Origin of the sequence: Yoonia sp. (assembly GCF_014859355.1) — a bacterium.
In the GTDB taxonomy this organism is placed as follows: Bacteria; Pseudomonadota; Alphaproteobacteria; order Rhodobacterales; family Rhodobacteraceae; genus Yoonia.
Map to the genome: position 1 here is coordinate 1 of NZ_JACUUJ010000004.1, position 24805 is coordinate 24805.

Annotated in this window: 22 protein-coding genes, 1 tRNA gene and 1 riboswitch; of the genes, 7 read left to right on the plus strand and 16 right to left on the minus strand. The window is 57.9% G+C overall.

The window, feature by feature from the left end; all coding sequences use genetic code 11:
- Positions 1–391: 391 nt before the first annotated feature.
- Entirely contained in the window at positions 392–1003 is a 612-nt protein-coding gene (msrQ, locus tag IBX59_RS02715; protein ID WP_296372142.1) for a protein-methionine-sulfoxide reductase heme-binding subunit MsrQ, read from the minus strand.
- Between the two features lie 3 nt (positions 1004–1006).
- Positions 1007–1906: a protein-methionine-sulfoxide reductase catalytic subunit MsrP gene (gene msrP / locus IBX59_RS02720; RefSeq protein WP_296372143.1), complete on the minus strand. Its 900-nt coding sequence runs from the start codon at positions 1904–1906 to the stop codon at positions 1007–1009.
- A 279-nt stretch (positions 1907–2185) separates the two neighbouring features.
- On the opposite strand from msrP, the gene IBX59_RS02725 reads away from it, so the two are divergent.
- Positions 2186–2662, plus strand: a complete 477-nt coding sequence (locus tag IBX59_RS02725; RefSeq protein ID WP_296372145.1) for a fasciclin domain-containing protein — start codon at positions 2186–2188, stop codon at positions 2660–2662.
- Between the two features lie 59 nt (positions 2663–2721).
- On the opposite strand, the gene IBX59_RS02730 is transcribed toward IBX59_RS02725, so the two are convergent.
- Positions 2722–4332 carry a glutamate synthase-related protein gene (locus IBX59_RS02730; RefSeq protein ID WP_296372147.1) on the minus strand — a complete coding sequence of 537 codons (1611 nt, stop codon included), beginning with the start codon at positions 4330–4332 and terminating at the stop codon, positions 2722–2724.
- A 122-nt stretch (positions 4333–4454) separates the two neighbouring features.
- Positions 4455–7067 carry an ATP-dependent chaperone ClpB gene (gene clpB / locus IBX59_RS02735; RefSeq protein WP_296372150.1) on the minus strand — a complete coding sequence of 871 codons (2613 nt, stop codon included), beginning with the start codon at positions 7065–7067 and terminating at the stop codon, positions 4455–4457.
- A 202-nt stretch (positions 7068–7269) separates the two neighbouring features.
- Between clpB and pyrF the strand changes: the two genes are divergently transcribed.
- Complete coding sequence (gene pyrF, locus IBX59_RS02740; RefSeq protein WP_296372152.1) at positions 7270–7965, plus strand: orotidine-5'-phosphate decarboxylase; 696 nt, start codon at positions 7270–7272, stop codon at positions 7963–7965.
- A gap of 10 nt (positions 7966–7975) precedes the next feature.
- On the opposite strand, the gene IBX59_RS02745 is transcribed toward pyrF, so the two are convergent.
- From IBX59_RS02745 to IBX59_RS02755, 3 genes are read right to left on the minus strand one after another with little or no spacing between them, the layout of a single operon-like run.
- The gene (locus tag IBX59_RS02745) at positions 7976–8248 is read right to left on the minus strand and encodes a hypothetical protein (protein ID WP_296372153.1); all 273 of its coding nucleotides are present in this window, start codon (positions 8246–8248) and stop codon (positions 7976–7978) included.
- Positions 8248–9141, minus strand: a complete 894-nt coding sequence (locus IBX59_RS02750; protein WP_296372154.1) for an SPFH domain-containing protein — start codon at positions 9139–9141, stop codon at positions 8248–8250. Before IBX59_RS02750 ends, IBX59_RS02745 begins: the two co-directional genes overlap by 1 nt.
- 42 nt (positions 9142–9183) lie before the next feature.
- Positions 9184–10434 (minus strand): D-amino acid dehydrogenase, encoded by a 1251-nt coding sequence (locus IBX59_RS02755; protein ID WP_296372156.1) that lies wholly within the window; start codon positions 10432–10434, stop codon positions 9184–9186.
- A 119-nt stretch (positions 10435–10553) separates the two neighbouring features.
- A riboswitch (glycine riboswitch) is annotated at positions 10554–10641 on the minus strand.
- A gap of 175 nt (positions 10642–10816) precedes the next feature.
- Between IBX59_RS02755 and IBX59_RS02760 the strand changes: the two genes are divergently transcribed.
- A complete protein-coding gene (locus IBX59_RS02760; protein WP_296372158.1) occupies positions 10817–12070 on the plus strand; it encodes a DNA polymerase IV in 1254 nt (417 codons plus the stop codon).
- A 5-nt stretch (positions 12071–12075) separates the two neighbouring features.
- Here IBX59_RS02760 and IBX59_RS02765 read toward each other — a convergent pair whose 3' ends face one another.
- On the minus strand, positions 12076–12939 hold the full coding sequence (locus IBX59_RS02765; RefSeq protein WP_296372161.1) for an N-formylglutamate amidohydrolase: 864 nt from the start codon (positions 12937–12939) through the stop codon (positions 12076–12078).
- A gap of 153 nt (positions 12940–13092) precedes the next feature.
- Between IBX59_RS02765 and IBX59_RS02770 the strand changes: the two genes are divergently transcribed.
- Positions 13093–13167, plus strand: a tRNA-Val gene (locus IBX59_RS02770).
- Positions 13168–13241: 74 nt separating this feature from the next.
- Entirely contained in the window at positions 13242–13367 is a 126-nt protein-coding gene (gene ykgO / locus IBX59_RS02775) for a type B 50S ribosomal protein L36 (RefSeq protein WP_010141322.1), read from the plus strand.
- A gap of 130 nt (positions 13368–13497) precedes the next feature.
- Here ykgO and IBX59_RS02780 read toward each other — a convergent pair whose 3' ends face one another.
- From IBX59_RS02780 to IBX59_RS02815, 8 genes are all read right to left on the minus strand, one after another.
- Positions 13498–14979, minus strand: coding sequence for a peptidoglycan-binding protein (locus IBX59_RS02780; RefSeq protein ID WP_296372181.1), 1482 nt, complete (start codon positions 14977–14979; stop codon positions 13498–13500).
- Between the two features lie 12 nt (positions 14980–14991).
- The gene (locus IBX59_RS02785; protein WP_296372182.1) at positions 14992–16188 is read right to left on the minus strand and encodes a phenylacetate--CoA ligase family protein; all 1197 of its coding nucleotides are present in this window, start codon (positions 16186–16188) and stop codon (positions 14992–14994) included.
- A 99-nt stretch (positions 16189–16287) separates the two neighbouring features.
- A complete protein-coding gene (locus tag IBX59_RS02790) occupies positions 16288–17112 on the minus strand; it encodes an ABC transporter ATP-binding protein (RefSeq protein ID WP_296372184.1) in 825 nt (274 codons plus the stop codon).
- Between the two features lie 78 nt (positions 17113–17190).
- Complete coding sequence (locus IBX59_RS02795; protein WP_296372186.1) at positions 17191–18474, minus strand: ABC transporter substrate-binding protein; 1284 nt, start codon at positions 18472–18474, stop codon at positions 17191–17193.
- A 60-nt stretch (positions 18475–18534) separates the two neighbouring features.
- Positions 18535–19611: a branched-chain amino acid ABC transporter permease gene (locus tag IBX59_RS02800; RefSeq protein ID WP_296372188.1), complete on the minus strand. Its 1077-nt coding sequence runs from the start codon at positions 19609–19611 to the stop codon at positions 18535–18537.
- A 47-nt stretch (positions 19612–19658) separates the two neighbouring features.
- Positions 19659–20657, minus strand: a complete 999-nt coding sequence (locus tag IBX59_RS02805; RefSeq protein WP_296372190.1) for a branched-chain amino acid ABC transporter permease — start codon at positions 20655–20657, stop codon at positions 19659–19661.
- Positions 20658–20671: 14 nt separating this feature from the next.
- A complete protein-coding gene (locus tag IBX59_RS02810; RefSeq protein WP_296372192.1) occupies positions 20672–21490 on the minus strand; it encodes an ABC transporter ATP-binding protein in 819 nt (272 codons plus the stop codon).
- Positions 21491–21577: 87 nt separating this feature from the next.
- Positions 21578–23533, minus strand: coding sequence for an AMP-binding protein (locus tag IBX59_RS02815; protein ID WP_296372194.1), 1956 nt, complete (start codon positions 23531–23533; stop codon positions 21578–21580).
- Between the two features lie 248 nt (positions 23534–23781).
- On the opposite strand from IBX59_RS02815, the gene IBX59_RS02820 reads away from it, so the two are divergent.
- On the plus strand, positions 23782–24258 hold the full coding sequence (locus IBX59_RS02820) for a hypothetical protein (RefSeq protein ID WP_296372196.1): 477 nt from the start codon (positions 23782–23784) through the stop codon (positions 24256–24258).
- Positions 24255–24578 carry a hypothetical protein gene (locus IBX59_RS02825; RefSeq protein WP_296372198.1) on the plus strand — a complete coding sequence of 108 codons (324 nt, stop codon included), beginning with the start codon at positions 24255–24257 and terminating at the stop codon, positions 24576–24578. Before IBX59_RS02820 ends, IBX59_RS02825 begins: the two co-directional genes overlap by 4 nt.
- Positions 24579–24805 lie beyond the last annotated feature (227 nt).

Genomic DNA, 24805 nt, shown 5'->3' on the forward strand with positions numbered 1-24805 from the left:
CGCCGGTGAAGGGGGTTCTAAGCCCAGTAACAAACACCCGCAACCCCTTTTTTCGACAAAGATGCATTTTTTGTGACAAAGCCCATTTTTCTTATGTTTTCAGCAATCTAGCGAAACTTCCATGCGCGGACCCTGGGTCATTTCGCAATTTTCTTAGGCGGAATGAAAACAGAACACCCTACATCTTGGGTTATCCACAGACTTGCCCACAAGACCCTTTGGACAGTTTGCAGACTCACCCCGCAAATTCGGAATGGATCGCCTCGATTCAACCTTTCTGCGCCACGGGAAAAGCGAGTCGGCGGGATGAATCGGCAAAATGAATCGTCAAAAAATCATAAACCCGGCAGATTTTTCTGCCGGGTTCCCGGATTCCACCACATCCGGCGATTCATGCAGGCTGTCGATGGCAGTTACGGGTCACGTAGCGCATAGCAATCAGACCAAGAATGACGAACAGATAGACGATCGGCGAGATCTGAAACCCTTTGACCAGCCAAAGATAGTGAACCGCCCCGAGGATGGCTGCCGGATAGGTCAGCATGTGCAACTTGCGCCACCGCAATGGGCCAAGTTTGCGGACCGACAGATTGTTCGATGTCGCCGCAAGGGGAACCATCATCAAAAATGCCGTCATCCCAACAGTGACATAGGGGCGTTTGAGGATATCTTGCCAAACGCGATCCAGCGTCTGCACATCCAGCACGGCCCAGACCACGAAATGCGCAACGATCACGAAAAAAGCCGTCACCCCGATGGCACGCCGAAATTTCAGCAGGTTCACCCCGGTCCATTTGCGCAAGGGCGTAACCAGCAGACCCAGAACCAACAGCTTTAGCCCCAGTTCACCATAGGCGCGTTCCAAGGTATTTATCGGCTCGACCCCCAGCCCCCCGGTCAGGCCAAAATAAAACAGCCGGCCAACCCAAAGCACCGCCACAATATACACAGCCCACGGTGGAACCTTGCGCAACGCGCCATTGATCGTCCGGGATACCGACATATTCTAGTAGAACGCAGTCAGGTCCATACCTTCGTAAAGGCTGGCAACCTCTGGGTAGCCGTTGAACATCGGCGTTGGTTGACGCGCGGCAAACAGCCCCCCGCCCACCTTGCGTTCGGTCGCCTGTGACCAGCGCGGGTGATCCACCGTCGGGTTCACATTACTATAAAAACCGTATTCGCGCGGATTGGCCTTGTTCCAGCTTGTCGGGGGTTCCTGATCGGTCAGGGTAATGCGCACGATCGACTTGATGGATTTAAACCCGTATTTCCACGGCACCACCAGACGGATCGGCGCGCCGCACTGGTTCGCCAGCGGTTCATCATAGACCCCCGTTGCCATGATCGTCAGCGGGTGCATCGCCTCGTCCAGGCGCAAACCTTCGACATAGGGGAAATCCAGCACGCGCCGCCGCACGCCGATCATGTTCTCGGGCTGCACCACGGTTTCAAAGGCCACGTATTTCGCACCCGCCTGCACGCCCACCTTGTTCAGGATATCGGCCAGTTCGATGCCGTTCCATGGAATCACCATCGACCACGCCTCGACGCAGCGAAACCGATAGATCCGGTCTTCGACAGTCAGGCCGGCCAACAGATCGTCCAGCGCGTAATCGCCGGGATTATCTACCATCCCGTCAACCTTGACCGACCAAGGCGATGTGACCAGCGCACCTGCGTTTTGGGCCGGGTCTGTCTTGCCGGTGCCGAATTCGTAGTAGTTGTTATATGTTGTGATCTCTTCCAGCGTATTCGGCTCTAGCGTTTGCGCCTGCGCGCCCGTGCCGACAAGGCCGATCGCGCCCAGCCCTGCGGTGCCCGCCAATATCTGACGACGATTCAGAAATGCAGCCTTTGGGGTAACGTCCGCGCGGGTCAGATCGTTGTTCCAGCGATGTGCCATGTCAGTCTCCGGTCATTTTGTTTCTGTCTCTATATACGCAGACATCCGGCAATCAGTTTCATGATCACGCGAGATCAGTGAAATGCGCTGAAAACTGGGCAAGTCGGATCACGTATTTTCACACAGTTGTGACTGGAAAAAACGATTTACCCCAGCTTAGGCGGCAAAGCGTTTTCGTCAACTCACATCAGCGGAAAACCCCGCTGATCCAGGACCGATCCCGGCCGTAAAAACCATGATGCCAACAAAGGCATCCCAAACACAAATGGGAGATCGACAATGCTACGCAGAACTTTTCTTGCACTGACAACAACCGCAGCCATGTCCACCAGCGCCTTTGCCGGGGGTCATTCGATGGATATCGTTGATACTGCCGTCGGCGCCGGTTCCTTCACCACGCTGGTCGCCGCCGTTGAGGCCGCCGGTCTGGTTGACACACTCAAGGGTGATGGCCCCTTCACCGTTTTCGCACCAACCGATGATGCATTCGCCGCCCTGCCCGAAGGCACTGTCGAGGCCCTGCTGGCCGACCCAGAAGCACTGGCCGCCATCCTGACCTATCACGTGGTTGCTGGCAAAGTGATGTCGGGCGACCTGTCTGATGGTATGACAGCCGCGACTGTCAACGGCGCAGACATCACCATCGGCACCGAAGGCGGCGTGACCGTGAACGGTGCCAACGTGGTGACAGCCGACATCGAAGCATCGAACGGCGTGATCCATGTCATCGACGCGGTGATCCTGCCGCCAAGCTAAGCAACGCAAAAGCCGCAAAACAAAGCCCCGGTCACCTGGCCGGGGCTTTTTTGTTCAGGTCATGACACCCCGCCATACGCAATGCCCGACAGCGCAGCCATGTCGCGTTTCCAGGTTGTAAGGTCATTGTTGTTAAAGTTTGACAGGTGACTATGGCCGCAGGCCCGCGCCATCACCTGCATCAGTTCAATACTGGCCGCAAAAAAGTTTGCCAGTTGTCTGGCGGAATTTTCCACGATGATACGGCTGGCCAATTCCGGTTTTGTTGACGCAATTCCAACCGGACAATTGTTGGTATGACAGGCCCGCATGGCCAGACAGCCAATCGCCTGCAGCGCCGCGTTTGACAGGGCAATCGCATCCGCCCCCAACGCCAGCGCCTTGATGAAATCTGCCGGCTTGCGCAGCCCGCCGGTAATCACGAGCGTCACATCCTTGCGCCCCAGTTTGTCAAGGTGACGCCGCGCACGTGCAAGCGCCGGAATTGTCGGGACCGAGATATTATCACGAAAGATAATCGGTGCCGCCCCTGTGCCACCGCCGCGCCCGTCAAGAATGATGTAATCCACCCCAACCTCCAACGCGGCATCGATATCTTTTTCGATATGCTGTGCAGACAGTTTATAGCCAATCGGTATGCCGCCCGTCCGGCTGCGCACTTCATCCGCAAAGTCACGAATCTGCGCCGGTTCTGTCCATTCGGGAAAGCGGGCTGGCGATATGGCATCCTGACCCTCCTGCAACCCGCGCACCTGCGCTATCTTTCCGTTTACTTTGGCACCAGGCAAATGCCCGCCGGTTCCTGTCTTGGCCGCCTGCCCGCCCTTAAAATGAAAAGCCTGCACATGGTGCAGCTTGTCCCACTCAAACCCGAATCGGGCAGACGCAAGTTCATAGAAATACCGGCTGTTCGCTGCCTGTTCTTCGGGCAACATCCCGCCTTCACCCGAACAAATGCCCGTGCCGGCCATTTCCGCCCCCATCGCAAGCGCGACTTTCGCCGGTTCGGACAAAGCACCAAAGGACATATCCGAGACAAACAGAGGAATTTTCAAGCGGAGAGGCTTTTGTGCGTTTGGCCCGATCACGACATCAGTGCCAACAAAGTCATCATCCAGCAACGGTGCCTTGTGCAATTGGGCGGTCAGCAGTTGGATATCATCCCAATCGGGCAAATCCTGCCGGGGCACACCCATCGCCGCAACTTTACCGTGGTGTCCCGTTTTTGAAAGCCCGTCGCGCGCATATTGCTGGATCAGGCCAGTGTAAGGTTCCTCTGACGCGCCAGATGTCGGATCGGCGTAAAGCCCAAGATATGCTGCGCGGTTAAATGGCTGCGGATTTTTCAGCGCCCAGGCGGCGATTTCATCGGCATCCACCAGCACATCATCCCCTTCCACCCAGGATGTAAATTTGGGCAAGACTTCTTCGTTGGCATAAGCTGACACACCACTATCAAGGCGATAATCCCAATTATGCACGCCGCAAATCAGGTCTTTTCCCCGGACAAACCCGTCCGACATCAGCGCGCCACGGTGCAGGCAACGGCCATAAAAGACCGAAATTTCATCATCAAACCGCACGACGACCAGATCAACGTCAGCCACAAGGGCATATTGCGGTTTGCGGTCGGGCAGAACGCCCAACGCTGCGACAACAGTTTTCTTCATGGCATGTGCTTTCTGTTTGTGATGCCACAGACAAAGCACGAAACCCTTAACAAACCCAGTCCGCCACAGACGTTATCACCACAGCGTGAAAAGGGCGCCCGCAGGCGCCCTTTTTTACAAGATCAGTGAACCACCGCGTCCTCTGGTGGTTGCCGGGTGCTGGATGACACCCGATCCCCAACCTTCAGTCCATCCGGCCCGGCGCTGACCCGCACCGTGTCACCTTCGCCCACATCACCGGCAAGGATCATTTCCGCCAGTTGGTCCTGCAACGAGCGCTGGATCACCCTTTTCAGCGGACGTGCGCCAAACACCGGGTCATAGCCTTCGTCGGCCAGCCATTTCAGCGCAGCATCATCCAGTTCAATCTGGATATTGCGCCCGGCCAGCCGTTTGGCCAGCAGACCCAGCTGGATCGTGACGATCCCGGCCATATCCTCGCGGGCAAGACGATCAAAGATGATCGTTTCATCCAGACGGTTCAGAAATTCAGGCCGGAAATGCGACCGCACAGCCGCCATCACTTCGCGCTTGGCTTCACCAACATCCGCACCATCGGGCAGCTGGCTCAGGGCTTGTGCGCCAAGGTTGCTTGTCAAAATGATCAGCGTTTGCTTGAAATCGACCGTGCGCCCCTGACCATCGGTCAGCACACCGTCATCTAGCACCTGTAACAGAACGTTGAACACATCAGGATGCGCTTTTTCAACCTCGTCGAACAGGATCACCTGATAAGGCCGCCGACGCACAGCTTCGGTCAACACGCCGCCTTCGTCATAGCCGACATAGCCGGGAGGCGCCCCAATCAGGCGGGCCACAGCGTGCTTTTCCATGAATTCCGACATGTCAATCCGCACCATCGCGTGTTCATCATCAAACAGATATTCGGCGACTGCCTTGGTCAGTTCGGTCTTGCCCACGCCGGTTGGCCCAAGAAACAGAAATGAACCCAGCGGGCGCGCCTCGTCGTTCAAACCCGCACGCGCACGGCGCACGGCATTGGCCACGGCGCGCACGGCCATCTTTTGTCCGATCACGCGCTTGCCCAACTGGTCTTCCATATGCAGCAGCTTGTCGCGTTCGCCTTCCAGCATCTTGGATGTGGGGATACCGGTCCAGCGTTCCACGACTTCGGCAATCTGTTCGGGGCGCACCGCCTCTTCGACCATCAGGTCTTCGTTGGCTTCCACCTCGGCCAGTTTGCGTTCCAGTGCGGGGATCACGCCATAAGACAATTCACCGGCCTTAGCCAGATTGCCTTCGCGTTTGGCGATATCCAGATCGGCGCGGGCCCGGTCCAGCCGTTCCTTGACGCCACGGGTGTCTTCCATCTTGTCCCGCTCGGCCTGCCATTTCGCCGTCATTTCAGAGGCGCGTTCCTGCAGATCGGCCAGTTCCTTTTCCAGCTTTTCCAGACGATCCTTGGACGCCTTGTCGTCTTCTTTCTTCAACGCCTCGGCTTCGATCTGTAATTGCAGGATTTGCCGATCCAGCGCATCCAGCTCTTCTGGTTTGCTGTCCACCTCCATGCGCAGGCGGCTTGCGGCCTCGTCCATCAGGTCGATCGCCTTGTCAGGCAGAAACCGGTCGGTGATATAGCGGTGCGACAGCGTTGCCGCCGCCACCAGCGCGCTGTCGGAAATCCGCACGCCATGGTGCAGTTCATATTTTTCCTTGATCCCGCGCAGAATGCTGATGGTATCGGTCACGGTCGGTTCTTCCACCATCAAAGGTTGGAAACGCCGCGCCAAAGCTGCGTCTTTTTCCACATACTTGCGGTATTCGTTCAGCGTGGTGGCACCAATGCAATGCAATTCCCCGCGCGCAAGGGCGGGTTTGATCAGGTTGGCCGCATCCATTGCGCCATCAGATTTTCCTGCACCGACCAGCGTGTGCATTTCGTCGATGAACAGGATGATTTCACCGGCGGCGGCTTCGATTTCCTTCAGCACGGACTTGAGCCGTTCTTCGAATTCGCCGCGATACTTTGCACCGGCGATCAACGCACCCATATCCAGCGCCATCAAGCGTTTGTTGCGCAGGGACTCCGGCACGTCACCGTTGACGATCCGCAGCGCCAACCCTTCGGCAATCGCTGTTTTCCCCACCCCAGGTTCACCGATCAGCACCGGGTTATTCTTGGTCCGGCGCGACAACACCTGCATGGCACGGCGAATTTCCTCGTCCCGACCGATGATCGGGTCGATCTTGCCCTGTTCGGCGGCTTCTGTCAGGTCGCGGGCGTATTTTTTCAGCGCCTCAAAGCTGTCTTCGGCCGTGGCACTATCGGCGGTGCGGCCCTTGCGGACATCATTGATCGCGGCATTCAGGTTCATCGCCGTCACGCCGCCAGCGTCCAGCGAATCCTTGGCCTTGGATTTCACAACCGCCAGCGCCGTCAGCAAACGTTCAACGGCAACAAAACTGTCACCGGCTTTCTTGGCAATCTTTTCCGCCTCGTCCACCACTTTGGCGGTCGTGTTATCCAGATAGACCTGCCCAGTATCGCCACTGACCTTGGGTATCTTGGCAATGGCAGCATCAACAGCCATCTGCACCATCTTGGCATTACCGCCCGCACTGCTGATCAGGTTGGATGCAAGCCCTTCTTCATCGTCCATCAGGGCCTTAAGCAGATGTTCAGGCGTCAACCGCTGGTGGTTTTCGCGCATTGCGATCGTCTGTGCGGCCTGCATAAAGCCGCGCGACCGCTCGGTGAACTTTTCAAGGTTCATGGGTCTCTCCTTTGTTAAGCGCCCGAATGTCGGCATGCCCGGCTTGCGGCACATGCCCTTGGTGGGCCTCATAGCCTAGATGGGAACAGAGTGTCGTTGACGCAAGTCAGTTGATGAAGATTCCGTTTCACATCGTCTGGGCAATTGCGCCCCACCGACCCAGCGGATAGACCGCGCCAAACCAAATCTGAAAGGAACCCCCATGTCCGATGACCGCCTGATCGTTGCGCTGGATCTGCCAAATGTGATTGCCGGGCTGGAATTGGCCAAAACGCTGGGCGATGCCGTCAGTTTTTACAAGATCGGGTTGGGGATGCTGACCGGTGGCGGGCTGGCGCTAGCGAATGAATTGAAGCAAGAACACGGCAAGCGCATTTTTCTGGACATGAAATTTTTTGATATCGGCGCCACAGTCGAAGCCGCGGTGCGTGGCATCGCGCAATTCGATCTGGATTTTCTGACCGTGCATGGCGACCCACATGTCGTGCGCGCCGCACGTGAAGGGGCCGGCGGGTCTGATCTTAAAATCCTTGCGGTGACGGTGCTGACATCACTCGATCGCGCCGATCTGGATGCATCCTGTATCAAGGCGGGCAATATGACCGATCTGGTGCAGGAACGCGCAGCACACGCCTTTGACGCCGGGGCGGATGGTGTGATCGCATCCCCGCAAGAGGCCGCGCTGATCCGTGCGCTACCCCAAGCGGCGGGCAAGCTGATTGTCACACCGGGTGTGCGCCCTGCCGGTGCCACCTTGGGCGACCAGAAACGGGTGACAACACCAGCACAGGCGATTGCCAACGGGGCCGATCATATCGTTGTGGGCCGCCCGATCTGGCAGGCAACTGACCCGCGCGCCGCAGCACAGGCCATTCTGGATGAATTGGCATCTGCCTGAACAGCGCCCCTTAATCGTTGATATCGGTGTCCCAGATTTTCACCTGACCTTTGCGCAGGGCAAAGAACTTGCGCATGGCAAGATAAGATACCAGCGACATCACCGCAAAGATCGCGGTGGTCAGCGCGAATCCGGTCGCTGACAGGCCCAGCAGGGTCAAAATCCCCATGATCACCGCGCCGATTGCAAACCCCAGAAAGATATATCCTGGGATCAGCACCTCCAGCGTGGCAAGGACCAACGCCGCCGAAAACCACGCCCACCACATTGTCCAAAGCGCCATTATCCGCGCCCTTTCAACATCTTAAAGGCATCGGCGAAGGCATCCAGCGCATTGGCGGGCAGCACGACAGTCTGGCTGCCCTGCCCTGCGCCAAGTTTCTGCAATGCCTCGACCTGTTTCAGCGCCACTTGATACTGGGCTGCCTCCAGCCCGTTTTCTGCAATCGCCACGGCGACGACCTGTGTGGCATATGCTTCTGCATCGGCCAGCACGCGGCGGGCCTTGGCCTCTTGCTCGGCTGCGTAAAGGTCCGCATCGGCCTGCAGTTCAACCGCGCGTTTCTTGCCCTCGGCCTCGGTCACTTGGGCGCGACGGGCGCGTTCGGCGTTCAGCTGTTGCAGCATCGCGGCGCGGGTCGCCTGATCAAGGTTCACATCCAGAATTTCGGCGCGCGTCACCTCGATCCCCCAATCATCCACCTGTTGGGCAACTTGTTCACGCACCGCATCAATCAGCGTGGCGCGATTGGCCTGCACCTGATCCAGTTCCATCCGGCCAATTTCAGACCGGACAATGCCAGCCACCGTCGTGGAAATCGCCGCATCGACATCACGAATGCGATAAACCGTCTTTTCCGGTTCGATGATGCGATAAAAGACCGATGTTTCCACCTGCACCAGCACGTTATCGGATGTGATGGCATCCTGCGTCATCGACGGCAACTGCCGTTCCAGCACCGATACCTGGTGCCGCACCCGATCCAGAAACGGCACGATAAAGTTGATGCCCGGCCCCAACACCGACCGCAGCCGTCCCAAGCGTTCCACCACGAATTTTTCGGATTGCGGCACGATCCGCACACCTGCCGAAATGCTGACAACGATAAACACCGCCAACAAGATCAACACAATATTCTGACCGAAAAATTCGGCGATCACGCTTTCAACCGGCATATGTCCATTCCCTGAAATCTAGAGAATGGACATATGCACGCATCAGGCATCCTGCAACGTCGCTGTTTTGTCCTGCGCGGTAGTGTTGCGCCGAAAGCGCGCCGCAACCGCAGCCCCGATCACATCCGCCGTTGCCGGGCTGAGCGTCCAGCCCAGATGACCGTGACCGGTGTTATAAAACACGCGGTCATTCTTGCCCGGTCCGACACGCGGCATCATGTTGGGCATCATCGGGCGCAAACCCGCCCAAGGCACATAATTTTCGGTAGAAACGTCAGGGAAATGCGTTTCACACCACGCGACCAACGGGCGCACACGCCGTTCCAGAATATCGCGGTTTTCTCCGTTGAATTCGGCTGTCCCAGCGATCCGCAGGCGGTTCAGCCCCAAGCGCGAACTTACGATCTTGGCCTTGTCATCCAACAAAGATGTGGTCGGTGCCGCCCCCTGACTGGCCGCATCATCAAGATTAACCGTGATCGAATAACCCTTGACAGGATAGATATTCACCCGGTCGCCCAGGATCTGCGCAAACTTGCGGCTGGCCACACCGGCCGACACGACGATCCCGTCAAATCGGGTTTCATCGCCGCATTCCACATAAACGCCATCATCGCGCAAATGCAGATCTGTCACCGGCACGCCCAGACGAAACGTCACACCCTGCGTTTCCAGCCAGCGCGCCAACCCCATGGTGAATTTATGAATGTCACCGGTGCTGTCGCTTTCGGTCCAGAAACCGCCAATAATGTCGCCGCGCAGGGCGGGTTCGCGGGCCATCACCTCATCCACGGTCAGCTCACGCCGTTCCAACCCGCCTTCGGCCAACAGGTCATTGACCATGCGGGCATGTTTCAAGTCTTTTTCGGCCTTGTAGAAATGCAAAATCCCGGCTGGGCTGAAATCGAAATCAACGCCCGATTTTTCCGCCATCTCGGCCAGCCCGACACGGGCCGCCACGGCCATACGTGCCGTTCTCACGGTGTTTGTCTTGTAGCGCGGGATATTGGCCAGAAATTCGGTCATCCAGCTAACCTTGTGCCAGCCCGGACGCGGGTTGACGAACAGGGGCGCATCGCCCTGCAACATCCACTTGATGCCCTTCAGCACCGTAGACCACTGGTTCCAGACCTCGGCGTTCGATGCGCTAAGCTGGCCACCATTGGCAAAACTGGTTTCCATTCCGGCATAACGCTGGCGGTCATACACCGTCACGTCAAAGCCGCGGATCATCAAGGAATAGGCCGTTGTGACTCCGGTAATTCCGGCACCAAGGACAGCAATAGTAGGCATGGCATTTCTCCGCCAATCGGCGCTTGCGCGCGTTGCCCCCACCGTGTCTGGGCCTGAGAGATTCACCGCATGTCGCGGCTTGCTCCTTCGGCGGGCCAATGGCCACTCTTCGGCGTGTTGCACCCCAACCGGTCCGTTTGCCTGAGAGTGACCGGGGCGGTTGCTCCTTCGGCGACGGGCTTGACCGTTCTCTCCCGGTCGGCGTGTACCTGTCGCGGCTGATACGGCAAAATAATGCACCAAGCAAACAAAATCGCTGCCTGCCTCATGCTTCTTCCGCGCACATATATCCCCGCCGGAGACACCAAATTTCTAGAAATTTGGTTCGCCGGCGCAGACCAAGGCGCATTGTGTCCGTTTCAGGCGATCCGTATGATGCATCATGCCTGCACTTTGCCGCGATTGCCTGACCACATTCGACAGTGAAACCCGCTGCCCGGTCTGCCGCAGCCCGCGCGTGACGCTGCATCCGGAACTGTTTGACCTGACCATCGCGCATATGGATTGCGATGCATTTTATGCATCCGTCGAAAAACGCGACAATCCTTCACTCGCCGACAAACCCGTCATCATCGGTGGCGGACGGCGCGGCGTGGTATCGACTGCCTGCTACGTGGCGCGGATTAAGGGTGTGAAATCGGCCATGCCGATGTTTCAGGCGCTGAAACTCTGCCCCGAGGCCGTGGTCGTAAGGCCCCGTTTCGACGCCTACACCGAGGCATCCCGCGCGATCCGCGCGATGATGGATGACCTAACACCTGTGGTCGAACCCTTGTCACTGGACGAGGCGTTCATGGATATGACCGGCACCGCCCGCCTGCATGGCGCACCGCCTGCGGTCATGCTGGCGCGGCTGATCAATCGGATGAAAACCGAACTTGGGCTGACCGGATCGATCGGGCTAAGCCATAACAAATTTCTGGCCAAAGTGGCCTCTGATCTTGATAAACCGCGCGGTTTTTCAATCATCGGCAAGGCGGAAACCCCCGCATTCCTGCGCCCAAAGTCCGTGCGCCTGATCTGGGGGATCGGCCCTGCGGCACAGGCCAGCCTGAACAAGGCGGGCATCCGCACTTTCGATGATCTGCTGCGCTGGGACAGGCGCGACCTGCATGACCGTTTCGGCGGCATGGGCGAACGGCTCTATAGTCTGGCGCGGGGCGAGGATGCGCGGCGTATTTCAGCCCATACCCCAGTCAAGACACTTTCCAACGAAACCACCTTTCACGAAGACACGGGTGATACCGACATTCTGGATGGACACATCTGGCGCATGTCCGAAAAGGTCAGCGCCCGCGCCAAGGCAAGGGAAAAGGCCGGGCGCGTGGTGACGCTGAAGCTGAAAACATCCGATTTCAAACTGATTTCCAAACGCCACAGCCTGCACCACCCCACCCAACTGGCTGATACGATCTATCGCACCGCGCGCGCGCTTTTCGATCAGGCGGGCGATCGCGGCCCTTATCGCCTGCTGGGTGTGGGACTGTCAGAAATCACGTCAGCCCAAGATGCCGACCGCACCGGAGATCTGCTTGACCCTGACGCAGGTAAGCGCGCCCGCGCCGAACAGGCCACGGACTTGATCCGCAAAAAATATGGGGCCGAAGCGATTATCAAAGGCCGGGCGCTGCGATGACGCGTTTATTCCGCCGCGACGCGCTGTTCTTTGGCGCGGCCAATTGCGGTAATCGCTGAAATAACCCTGTCCAGCAGCACCTTGAAGGCGTCAAAATCGACGTGCGGTTCCAGTGTGCGTTCGTTCATATAAAGCGCACGGTCAATTTCGACCTGAATCGCGTGCTGATTCCGGACCGGCTTTCCATAATGTTGCGTATTATACGCCCCCGCAAAGGGCATGTTGCGCGCCACCCGCAGACCAGCGTCGGTAAACGCAGATTCAACCTGCGCGATCACATCCGCACCTGCAGCCGCCCCAAAACGATCACCCAATACAACCTCGGGACGGATCCCACCGGCGGCGCCGATGTTTTCCAGGGCTTCATGCGGCATGGAATGGCAGTCGATCAAGATCGCCTGACCAAAGGCATTATGGCCTTCGTCCAGCAATGTCTGAAGCTGGTCATGATAAGGCCACCAGTTATTTGTGATACGATGATGCGCCTCGGCCAAGGTGATCTTGCCGCGATAAATATGGCGGCCATTGGCAACCACCCGTGGCACAACCCCCAGCCCGCTGGCGATCCGGGGGTTATGCGGCACGCGGCGCACCCCCATGATCAGTGCGGGATCCAGTTCATCCGGGGCGCGGTTCAGATCAAGATATGCGCGCGGCGCTGTAGCTGTCAGCAGGGGCGCACCATGATCGGGTGCCGACGCAAACAGCTGATCAACAAAAGCATCTTCGGATGACCTGATTTCGCGCGCGTCCAACACCGCCTGCCCCAGAAATGTCGCCGCATAATCCCGCCCGCTGTGCGGCGAGGCGAAAACGACGCTGCTGGTGCGTGTCGCCGGACTAAAAAGATGATAAGGTGAATGGGACAATGGCGGCTCCTTCAAGATAATAGATAGCGCAAAAGATGAATTCACCAAAAGCCCTTGATCCCTGTTCCGACTCCTTTTATAGACCGCACACCTGACGCGGTTTGCCCCGCGTCCTGTTTCGTTATGGGACGGGCGGCAAGACGTGTTGGTCATGGATGATTAGCTCAGCGGTAGAGCACTTCGTTGACATCGAAGGGGTCACTGGTTCGATCCCAGTATCGTCCACCATGAATTCGACAGGCTTCGGCCTGAATTGTAACCCAAGGCGCAATCCGCGCGCCGCGACATGAAGGACACGCGACATGAAAGTCCGTAACTCCCTCCGCTCGCTCAAGCAGCGCCATCGCGATTGCCGCGTCGTGCGCCGCAAGGGCCGCGTCTATGTAATCAACAAGACGCAACGCCGGTTCAAAGCCCGTCAGGGCTGAACCTGTAAAAAAGCAGTTGTAAAAGGGTCGCGTAATATACGCGGCCTTTTTTCATTTAAAATCAATAACGTAGCAAAAGGCCCCGCCGTTGATGCAGGCGGGGACATGGGCGCGTGGACGATGGCCAGCGTCATCGCCCAAAGGTATCCGCCAACAGCCGCGCCAGCGTTGGCTGGTTCAGATAGCCTGTAGCGGGCAGGTTTCGCTGGGCCTGATACCGTGCCAGGGCCCGCCGCGTGTCATCGTCAAACCGCCCGTCAACCGGACCCGGATCAAAGCCAAGCTGGTCCAGTCGGCTTTCGATCAGCCGCGCCAGAACAGGGTTGATGTTCAGCGCCTCTTCCTCGGCGCGGGCCAGATCGTTTCCTTGCGATTGGTTGGCTTGCAATTTCTCCAGCGCTGCGCGGGCTTCTCGGGCGAAAAGCCCCTCGGGGTAACGGTCCAGATAGGCGCGATAGCCTGCCTGATCGCCACGCGCGCCGGTTTCTTCCCAGAATGCGCGGTCAAGGCGTTCCGCCGCAGCGCGGGCCTCTGCTTCTTCTGCAGCGATGGCCGCGGCACGTCTGCTGGCCTGACCATCGATTCGGCTGATCTGTTCGGCTGTCAGATACCCGGTCTGGGCAAACCCGTTGGTTTGTTGCCAGTTTCGGATCGCGCCGCGAGTCCCGGGGCCAAAGATTCCGTCCACCCCGCGTGTGTTATAATCCAACAGCGTCAGATTTTGCTGAAGCGCGCGCCGTTCGTTGCGCGACAGGTTCAGCGCCTCCTCGGCCAATTGGGCTATGCGAAGGGGGTCATTTTCGATGTCGCCCAACCGGCGGCGCGCCTCGGCGGCATAGGGGCTGTTGGGATGGGTTGACAAAAAATCGCGGTAACTGTCGGCCGTATTGGCCGCTTGCGCGCGTTCCCAAAGCACCAGTGTGGAGTCCAAAACAGGCGTTTGAACGGCCGGGGTGCCTTCATCAGGCTGCAATACCAGAACTTGCGGGGCATAGCCCTGCACCGCTAGCCGACGATTACCGCTGACATAGGCCATGATGTTGCCACCGGGGCGGGCCACGGCATCGGACAGAACGTCATCTGTCAGATTGGGCGGGCTGATAACAACGCTGACACCCTGTGGAATGTTCAAGCGGCCAAGACCTTCACGCAGGTATTCATCCTGCGTGGCATTGGCGCTGGCATCCAATCCCAGCACCAGCACGGCCTGCCCCGGAACACGCGCCAACACAGCCATCAGGCTTTCCAGCGACACCGCAGTGCTGGCGATCGTGAACAGGCTGGGTTGCCTTGCATCGGCCGTCAGGAACCATGTGCGTTCCCCGTCGGTCATAAATCGCCCCGACAGGCCGACAACCAGCCGGTCGGCATTGCCCACATCGGACATAAATTCCCCCAAAACGCGCTGTGTGTCGCGGGCAGACCCGTTTGTCAGCGCTGTGACGACATAGCCCGCGTCGCGCAGATCACGGTTTGCGCGTGCCACATCGGCCCCACCCGACAAACGGCGCAGATCCTGATAGCGTTCCACCCCGATCAGCAGGGCCGCATCATCGGCCAGCGCAGGCAGCCCCAGCGCGATCAGGGCAGTTGTCAGCATCAGGTTACGCATCGGGTTACTCCTTTAAGTCTCATAGGTCCGGCGATCCTCGATCACGAGTCCATCGCGCGGCAATGTTCCGGGGGCGCAGCATTGCACATCGCCCTTCAGTTTCAGCACATCCTGCACCGCAGCGGCGATGACAGCAGGGTCAAACCCCGCACCTTCCAGTTGCACGGTCATGATGTCGGCATCGCCGGCACGGTCCGCAATCACGCGGGCGCGGGCGGCACCGGTTTTCACCACCAGATCGGCAACCTGTTCGGGGCGCACGAACATCCCCTTGATCTTGGTGGTTTGGTCGGCGCGACCCATCCAGCCCTTGATGCGCATATTGGTGCGCCCGCAAGGGCTTTGCCCCGGCATCACGGCGCTCAGATCGCCTGTGGCAAAACGGATCAGCGGGTAATCGGGGTTCAGCGATGTCACGACAACCTCGCCCACCTCGCCCGGTTCTACCGGCGTGCCGGTTCCGGGCGTGACAATTTCAACGATCACGCCTTCGTCCACGATCATCCCCGCGCCGGGCGTGGTTTCATAGGCGATATGCCCCAGATCGGCAGTGGCATAGCATTGCAGGCAAGCGATACCGCGATCGGCGTAGAACTGGCGCAGTTGCGGGAACAGCGCCCCCCCCGACACTGCCGCCTTGGTGATTTGCAGGCTCACGCCCATTTCATCGGCTTTTTCCAGAATAACCTTCAGGTAATCCGGTGTTCCGGCATAGGCGGTGGTGCCCAGATCGACAGCGGCACGCACCTGCAATTCAGTCTGGCCCGTGCCGGCGGGCAGCACCGTCGCACCGACCGCCCGCGCCCCGTTTTCAAACATCGTGCCCGCCGGTGTCAGATGATAGCCGAAACAGTTCTGCACGATGTCACCCCTGCCGATGCCACAGGCATGCAAGAACCGACCAAAGCGCCACCAGTCGTGCGACACACCACCCGGTTCGTAGATCGGGCCGGGAGACTGAAAAACGTGGCTGGGGTGCGAAACAGCCATGCCCCCAAAGGGGGGGGTCGCCTTTTGCCGCGCGCCCAATTCGGATTTACGCAGCACAGGAAACAGCACCAGATCGGCCAGCGATGTCATCTCGACATCTGGCAAGGCAACCTTTTCGGTCGCACGCAGGCGCAGCAGCTGCTTTTGCAACAGCGCCATGTGCCGGGCTTCGCGGCTGGCTGCGGTCTGCACTTCCAGATCGTCATATTGGGTCGTCATCGTATTCTCCTGTCCGTCATTGTGGCAATGCGGACAAGCAACGCTAGGCCCGGCACCGCCTGCTATTCAATAACCAGCATGAAATTGCCCGTGCAACGCTTACGCCAGCCACCGCTTGCGGCGGCGATAACTGCGCACGTCACGAAACGATTTGCGGCCCTCGTCCGACATCCCCAGATAGAATTCCTTCACATCCGGATTCTCGCGCAACTCGTCTGCTGGCCCTTCCATGACAACGCGCCCGCTTTCCAGAATATACCCCTGATGGGCAAAGCGCAGCGCGACATTGGTGTTCTGTTCAGCCAGCAGAAACGACACGCCTTCGTTTTCGTTCAGGTTCTTAACAATCGTGAAAATCTCTTCCACCAGCTGCGGGGCCAGCCCCATCGACGGCTCATCCAGCAAAATCGTCTCGGGTCGCGACATCAGCGCGCGCCCAATGGCGCACATCTGTTGTTCCCCACCCGAAGTATAGCCCGCCTGACTTTTGCGGCGCTCACGCAGGCGCGGGAAATAGTTATAAACCAATTCAAGATCGGCACTGACTGCGGCGGCACCATCGCTGCGCGTGTAGGCCCCCGTCATCAGGTTTTCCTCGATGGTCAGATGCTCGAAACAATGTCGGCCTTCCATCACCTGCACGACACCGCGTTTCACCAGATCGGATGGTGACAAATGCTGCACCTTTTCCCCGCGGTAGATAATCGACCCTTTGGTCACCTCACCCCGCTCGGATTGCAACAAATTCGATATCGCCTTGAGAGTCGTGGTCTTGCCCGCGCCATTGCCACCGAGCAAGGCCGTAATCCCGCCCTTGGGCACGTTCAAAGATACCCCCTTCAGCACAAGGATCACGTGATTATAGATCACCTCGATATTGTTGACCTCTAGCAGGGTCTCGGTCTTGGCGGTGTCTTGGGGCATGGGCACTGCGTGCTCCTACTTCATCTTGGCCAAAAAACTCAAATCGGGTGGCCCAACGGGCCACCCGAACACGACAGGTTACATACAGCCCGGCGTGATGTTGTTTTCCGCAGCAAATGCAGCGGAATCAGCGGCGATCAGCGGGTCGATCACCGATGCATCTGGCGTGATGAAACCGGTCAGCGGCACCCAGACACGGTCAGCCGCATTCCACTGTTGCAAAAGCCCCTGACCAGACCCGCCATGGTTTTCGCAAGTGACCGCAAACTCTGGCCCGATGCCCGCCATGCCCAGTTTTTCCATCCGGGCCTCGGTGATGTTCAGCGCCTCCATGCCGTCACGCACCATCGCAGGGGTCACAGCCGCGACGCCATGGATTTCCTGCGCATTGGTAATCGCCTCGGCTGCCAGCATCGCAGCATACATCCCCCGCACATAAAGCACGGAACCAAGATTGCTGCCGTCACCGGCCGCATTGCCCGCATCATGAACCTGCGCTTTGATTTCAGCCAGAACCGGATAATCTTGGACGGGGTTCATGTTCAGCGATTTGTAACCATTTGCCGCCATGCCCGCAGGTGTCACATCATGTTCGGCTCCGGCCCACCAGTTCCCGATAAAGTTTTCCATCGGGAAACCGATATTCGCGGCTTCCTGCACGGCGACCTGGTTCATCACGCCCCAGCCCCACATTACAACGTAATCGGGACGTTCGCGGCGAATTTGCAGCCACTGCGATTTCTGCTCCTGACCGGGGTGGTCTACGGCAAGCTGGCTCAATGTGAACCCGTGTTTCGCGGCCAGGTCTTCCAGCGTGCGGATCGGCTCTTTGCCATAGGCAGAGTTGTGATAAATCAGCGCAATTTTCTTGCCGCTCAGATCACCGCCGTTTTCGTCCAGAAGGTAGTTGATGGCCACCGATGCCGCATCCCAATAGTTCGCAGGGTAGTTGAACACCCAGTTGAACACCTCGCCATTGGCCGCCGATGTACGGCCATAGCCCATCGTGTGCAGCGGGATGCCATCCGCGGTGGCCTTGGGGATCAACTGATAGGTGATGCCAGTGGACAGCGGTTGATAGATCAACGCACCTTCACCCTTGGTCGCCTCATAGCATTCCACGCCACGTTCGGTGTTATAGGCGGTTTCACATTCGATCACGCGCACAGGTTCACCGCCGATGCCGCCATCACGCGCATTCAGCAAGGCAAAGTAATCCTGGTAACCATCCGAAAACGGTGCGCCGCCTGCCGCATAGGGGCCGGTCCGATAGCTTAGGTCAGGAATGACCAGTTCGGCCATCGCAGGTCCGGCGGCCATTGCCCCGGCCAGGGCCATTGCGGCCAGTGTTTTCAGTGTCATCGGTTCTTTCCTCCCATTGGTTGATCCGATTGTAGGCCGGGGTTTACCCCGACTCGTTTCTTAATAAGGAAACGGCCAAAGCCGCAGCTTTTCTTTCGTCAGGCGCCACAGTTGCGCCAACCCGTGCGGTTCCTTGATCAGAAAGAACATGATCAACGCCCCCACGATGACCAGCTGCAAATGTGCCACCAGATCAGTGGGCCAGCCCAGCAGATCAACGCCAATCACCTTAAGTGCGACAGGCAGCAGCACCAGAAACGCCGCACCCGCAAAGCTGCCAAAGATCGACCCAAGCCCGCCGATGATCACCATGAACAGCACCAGAAACGATTTCTGGATACCGAATGCCTCGCCCACTTCGACGGCGCCCAGATAGACGGCAAAGAACAGCGCCCCCGCGATCCCGATGAAAAACGACGACACCGCAAAGGCCGTCAGCTTGGCCTTGAGCGGGTTCACCCCGATAATCTCGGCCGCAATATCCATATCGCGGATCGCCATCCACGACCGGCCAATCGTCCCGCGCGTCAGGTTACGCGCGATCAACGCACAAACGGTCAGGAACACCAGACAAATCAGGTATTTCGCTGGTGCCGCCGTATTCGCTCCGGTCACGGCAAAACCGCCGACAAACCGTTCAGGCGCACTGATCTGCCCCGATGCGGAATAGTTGTAGAACCACGGCACCTTGTTGAATAACCAGATCAGGAAAAATTGCGCCGCCAGCGTCGCCACCGCGAGATAAAACCCCTTGATCCGCAGCGATGGCAGGCCAAATGCCGCCCCCACCACCGCCGTGATGCCGCCCGCAAGGATCACATGAATGATGATCGACACATCGGGAAAGCTGGTCATCAGCTTGTAACAGGCATAGGCCCCCACCGCCATGAACCCCCCCGTGCCCAAGCTGACCTGCCCGCAATATCCCGTCAGGATATTCAGCCCGATGGCCGCAATCGCGTAGATCAGAAAGGGCACAAAAATCGCATTGGCCCAGTAATCATTGATCATAAACGGGATCACGCCAAAGGCGATGGCCATGATCACCCAGAACCCGATGCGATCAAACCTGATCGGAAAGGTCTGGCTGTCGGCCTCATAGGATGTCTTGAAGTCACCCGCTTCACGATAAAGCATCAAAAATCCTCCGTTGCATCATACGACCATCAGAGGCGGAAATACCATCACACACGTTCAATGATCTTCTCCCCGAACAGGCCCTGCGGGCGGAACACCAGAAAAATCAGCGCTAGCATATAGGCAAACCAGTTTTCCGTCGCGCCACCCAGAAACGGCGCACCGATGGTATATTCGAACAGCTTTTCACCCACCCCGATGATCAGCCCGCCCACAATGGCCCCGGGGATCGAGGTAAAGCCGCCCAGCATCAACACCGGCAAAGCCTTGAGCGCGATCAGCGACAGCGAAAACTGCACGCCCGATTTCGCGCCCCACATGATACCGGCCACCAATGCCACCAGCCCGGCCAACGACCACACCAGCACCCAGATAAAGTTGAGCGAAATCCCCACGCTCAATGCCGCCTGATGGTCATCGGCCACCGCCCGCATCGCGCGCCCCTGCTTGGTATATTGGGCAAAGATGATCAAACAGATCACCAGCACCGCCGCCACAACCGTTGCCACCATGTCCAGCTTGTCGATGAAGAACCCGTAAAAATCAGCGCCACCGAACCCCGATGTCAGATCCTCGACCCAGATAGACCCGCCCTGCGGCAGCCCCAGCGCCAGCGTCTTGATGTCCGACCCCCACATCAGATCACCGACCCCTTCCAGGAAATAGGCCAAACCAATGGTTGCCATGAACAAGATGATCGGCGCCTGCCCCACCAGATGCCGGAACACGAATTGCTGCACCGCCCATGCAAAGACAATCATCACCACCAATGTCAGCAAGATCGCCAGCAGCGCGGGCACCTCCCATCCGAAATTGTGGATGTTCGTGCCAAAAACAGCATTGATCAAATGGCTGAACGGCACCTGCCCTTCCATGATCCCCACCAGCGTCAGCGCCGCGAACAGCGCCATCACACCCTGGGCAAAATTGAAAATCCCCGACGCCTTGAAGATCAGCACAAACCCCAACGCCACCAGCGCATAAAGCACACCCGCCATCATGCCGTTGATGACAACCTCGATGCCGTAAAGAAAATCAGCAGACATCGGTCATACCTCGCTTAATCATGGGCCACCCCCAGATAGGCATCAATCACCTCTTGGTTGCCGCGCACCTCGTCCGGCGTGCCATCCCCGATCTTGCGCCCGTAATCCATCACGACAACACGGTCGCTGATATCCATCACCACCCCCATGTCATGTTCTATCAGCGCAATCGTGGTGCCAAATTCATCGTTCACATCCAGAATAAAGCGGCTCATGTCCTCTTTTTCCTCGACGTTCATGCCGGCCATGGGTTCGTCCAGCAGCAACAGCTTGGGTTCAGCCGCCAGCGCCCGCGCCAGTTCGACACGCTTCTTCAACCCATAGGGCAAGCGGCCAACGGGTGTCTTGCGAATCGCCTGAATTTCCAGAAAGTCGATGATGCGCTCTACCACTTCGCGGTTCGCCACCTCCTCGGCCTGCGCCCGCCCATACCAGAGCGCCTGTGACAGCATCCCCGTCTTCATATGGGTCAAACGACCGGTCATGATGTTATCCAGCACGGTCATCCCTTCGAACAAGGCGATATTCTGAAACGTCCGGGCAATCCCTAACCGGGCCACCTGATAGGGCTTCATCGCAGCACGCTTTTCCCCGCGAAACCAGACCTCGCCCTCTTGCGGATGATAAAATCCCGAAATGACATTCAGCATGGATGATTTGCCCGCACCATTCGGCCCGATGATCGCCCGAATTTCCCCCTCGCGGATATCAAAGGAAATATTCTTGATCGCCTCGACCCCACCAAACCGCAGGGTGATGCCGCGCATGTCCATCAGCACACCACCAATGGTGCGGCCATCGGCGGTCACATAAGGCTCAACACTGTCCAGCATGCGACCCTCCTTCATCTTGGCCAAAAAACTCCCGCCGGAGGCAACGGGATGGCGGGCGGGGCGATAGCGAAGCTGAGCGCCGCACCGTCATTCCGCCGCCACCTGCCGCGTCGGGGCCACAATCGCATCCCGCAGATCCAGCGTTGCCTTGATCTTGCCTTTGCGGCCATCCTCATAGGTCACTTCGGTCTCCGTATAAATTTCGTCCTTGCCGCCATACAGCGCGGCAATCAGATCAGCGTATTTCTCTTCCACCGTCCGGCGGCGCACCTTGCGGGTGCGGGTAATCTCGCCATCGTCAGGGTCCAATTCCTTGTGCAGCACAAGGAAACGGTGCACCTGGCAGCCCGCCAGCATCGGATCGGCAGCGACTGATTTATTCACTTCCGCCACGTGGTCGGAAATCTGCGCCAGGACCTGCGGGTGCTGCGACAATTCCTGATAGCTGGAATAGGCGATATTGTTGCGCTCGGCCCAGTTGCCCACCGCCGTCAAGTCGATGTTGACAAACGCTACGCAAAAATCGCGCCCTGCGCCGAACACCACCGCTTCAAGGATATTCGGATAGAATTTCAGCTTGTTTTCAACGTATTTCGGCGCGAATAGTCTGCCATCGGCCATCTTGCCCACATCCTTGGCGCGGTCGATAATCCGCAAATGGCCGCTGCCTTCCTCGATGAAACCAGCATCGCCCGTGGCAACCCAGCCTTCGGCGTCCTTGGTGTCTGCCGTGCTTTCGGCGTTCTTGTAATACGCGACGAAAACCCCGGGCGAGCGATAGAACACCTCGCCATTCTCGGCGATTTTCAGTTCCACCCCCGGTGACGGCACGCCCACGGTATCGCTGCGCACCTCGCCATCGGGTTGCTGGGTGATGAACACCGTCGCTTCGGTCTGGCCGTAAAGCTGTTTGAGATTGATGCCCAGCGCGCGGTAGAAATCGAAAATCTCGGGGCCAATCGCCTCGCCTGCCGTATACCCCACGCGGACACGGCTTAGCCCCAGCGTATTTTTCAGCGGGCCATAGACCAGCAAATTGCCCAACCAATACCGGAACCTGTCCACCCCGCTGACCGGCTTGCCATCCAATATCGCGGGGCCGACACGGCGCGCCACGGCCATGAAATGATCAAACAACCATTTCTTGATCCGGCCCGCATCCTCCATCCGGATCATGACGGTGGTCAGCTGGTTTTCGAACACCCGTGGCGGCGCAAAGAAATAGGTCGGCCCGATCTCGCGCAAATCGGTCATCATCGTGTCGGGGCTTTCGGGGCAGTTCACGCAGAATCCCGTCCACATCGCCTGCCCGATAGAAAAGATGAAATCGCCAACCCAGGCCATCGGCAGATAGGCCAGCACTTCGTCGCCCGCTTTCAGGTGATCGAATTCAGCAGAGTTTTTAGAGGTCTCGATCACGTTGCGGTTGGACAGCACCACGCCTTTGGGGCGCCCTGTGGTGCCGGATGTATACAGCATCACGCAAGTGTCGTCATAGCTGCGCGCGGCGCTACGTCCCTCGACATCGGCGATCCTGCCTGATTTGCGCCCGGCTGCCTGCACATCGGCATAACTGGTCATATGGGAATGGTCGTATTTGCGCAGACCGCGCCCGTCCAGATAGATGATATGTTCCAGCGCATGCAGACTGGCGCGCACATCGGCAATCTTGTCCACCTGTTCCTGATCACCCACAACGGCAAACCGCGCGCCGCAGTGATCCATCGCATAGGCGACTTCCTCGGCGGCGGCATCCTGATACAGCGGCACCGGAACGCAGCCGATCCGCTGCGCCGCGACCATCGCCCAATACAGCGCGGGGCGGTTGCGCCCGACAATGGCAATGTGGTCACCCACATCCGCGCCCATCGTCAGCAGCCCCGTGGCCAGCGCGTCGATTTCGGCGGCGGCCTCGGTCCATGTCCAGCTTTGCCAGATCCCGAATTCTTTTTCGCGGTAGGCGGTTTTTGTGCCATGCCGCGCCACGTTCCGGGCCAGAAGGTCCGGAATGGACTTGATTCCGCTGCTGGCGGTCTCGTTCATCGCAATGATCCTCCCTCACTGACGTTACGCCAGCGCCGGGGCGAGTCGCCTCCTCGCGATCCACCCCTTTACGGTATACTGTGGGCAAGCCCCCGATCCGTCAAATCATTTTTTGAACAAGCGTTCAGTTAACTGGGCTGGTAACGTCAAGGCCGCCGTTGCCAAGCGTTCGCTTTAAACCCAGAGTTGTCGTTAGACTTACCTTAGCTTGACCGCTAGCATCACTCCAACGAAAACGAGGAGACACGATGAAAGGTAGATTTTTGGATGGCTTGGCGCTGGGCTTGCTTCTAGGATTCGCCATTAGCACAGGATCACTTTGGCTAATTGACAGCACGCAGGGTGTGGTCCGCGAATCTTTCTACGACCACCTTACACACTTCTTCACTCTGACCGCAGCTGGCCTCGCGCTATGGGGAGTCTCTCGTCAAATCCAAAGCAATGTTGAACTCGCGGAGCATCATCGGAAAGCGAAACTAGATGCGGCTCGCAGCAGTCTACCGATCGTGCTCTCGAATATTCACGAAATGTCTGAAGCGCGGTGCGATGCTATTTCGCGGGGCAACAAGACGCGACCTGAAGACAAACACTGGGAAATCACGGATTTTGAACTCTCTACTTTACGCTCTTGTATCGAACACGCTGAAGGTATCGAGAAGGATTTGATGCAGCAAATCATACGAGTTATCAAGTGCTCATTGCTCGTTGGAGAGGGTTGGAATTGACCGATCTGTTCTCCTCAGAAGTTTTGGCTGAAGGCGATCATCGACTTCTGGCCCGCCGAGAGCAGTTCAATGCAATGCTAAATTGGATCACCTTGAGGACAATAAGTGACGCGCTGTTTGACTATTCAAGAGGTAAGGACTCAAACCCTGACAGAGACGCGATGAAAAAATCTATCTTCTTCACGCTTAAACATATTGGGTGCGGCGGTTCCGTTGGCGACGGTGGTTGGCTTCTGGAGAACAATGCTAACTACTCAGGTTTTCTAAAACGCAGCATGGAAAGCAACCATGTTGCCTTTATCGACGACGACTGGAAGTGAAAGATGGTTCCTTTCATACGACACTTTGCTTGCGCCACCGGATTGGGAATCATGATTCTATAGGCTTAGCAGTCACACGGAATCTATGAGCGGAACACGCACCGAACGCATCATCAACAGACTTTCGATTTACTTTCGTCCGGTCAGCACGCACCGGAGGACACGGATTTGTCTGCTGATTGTTGAGTGGTATCGTTTCTATAGGAGCAAGATCAAGTTCGAAGGCG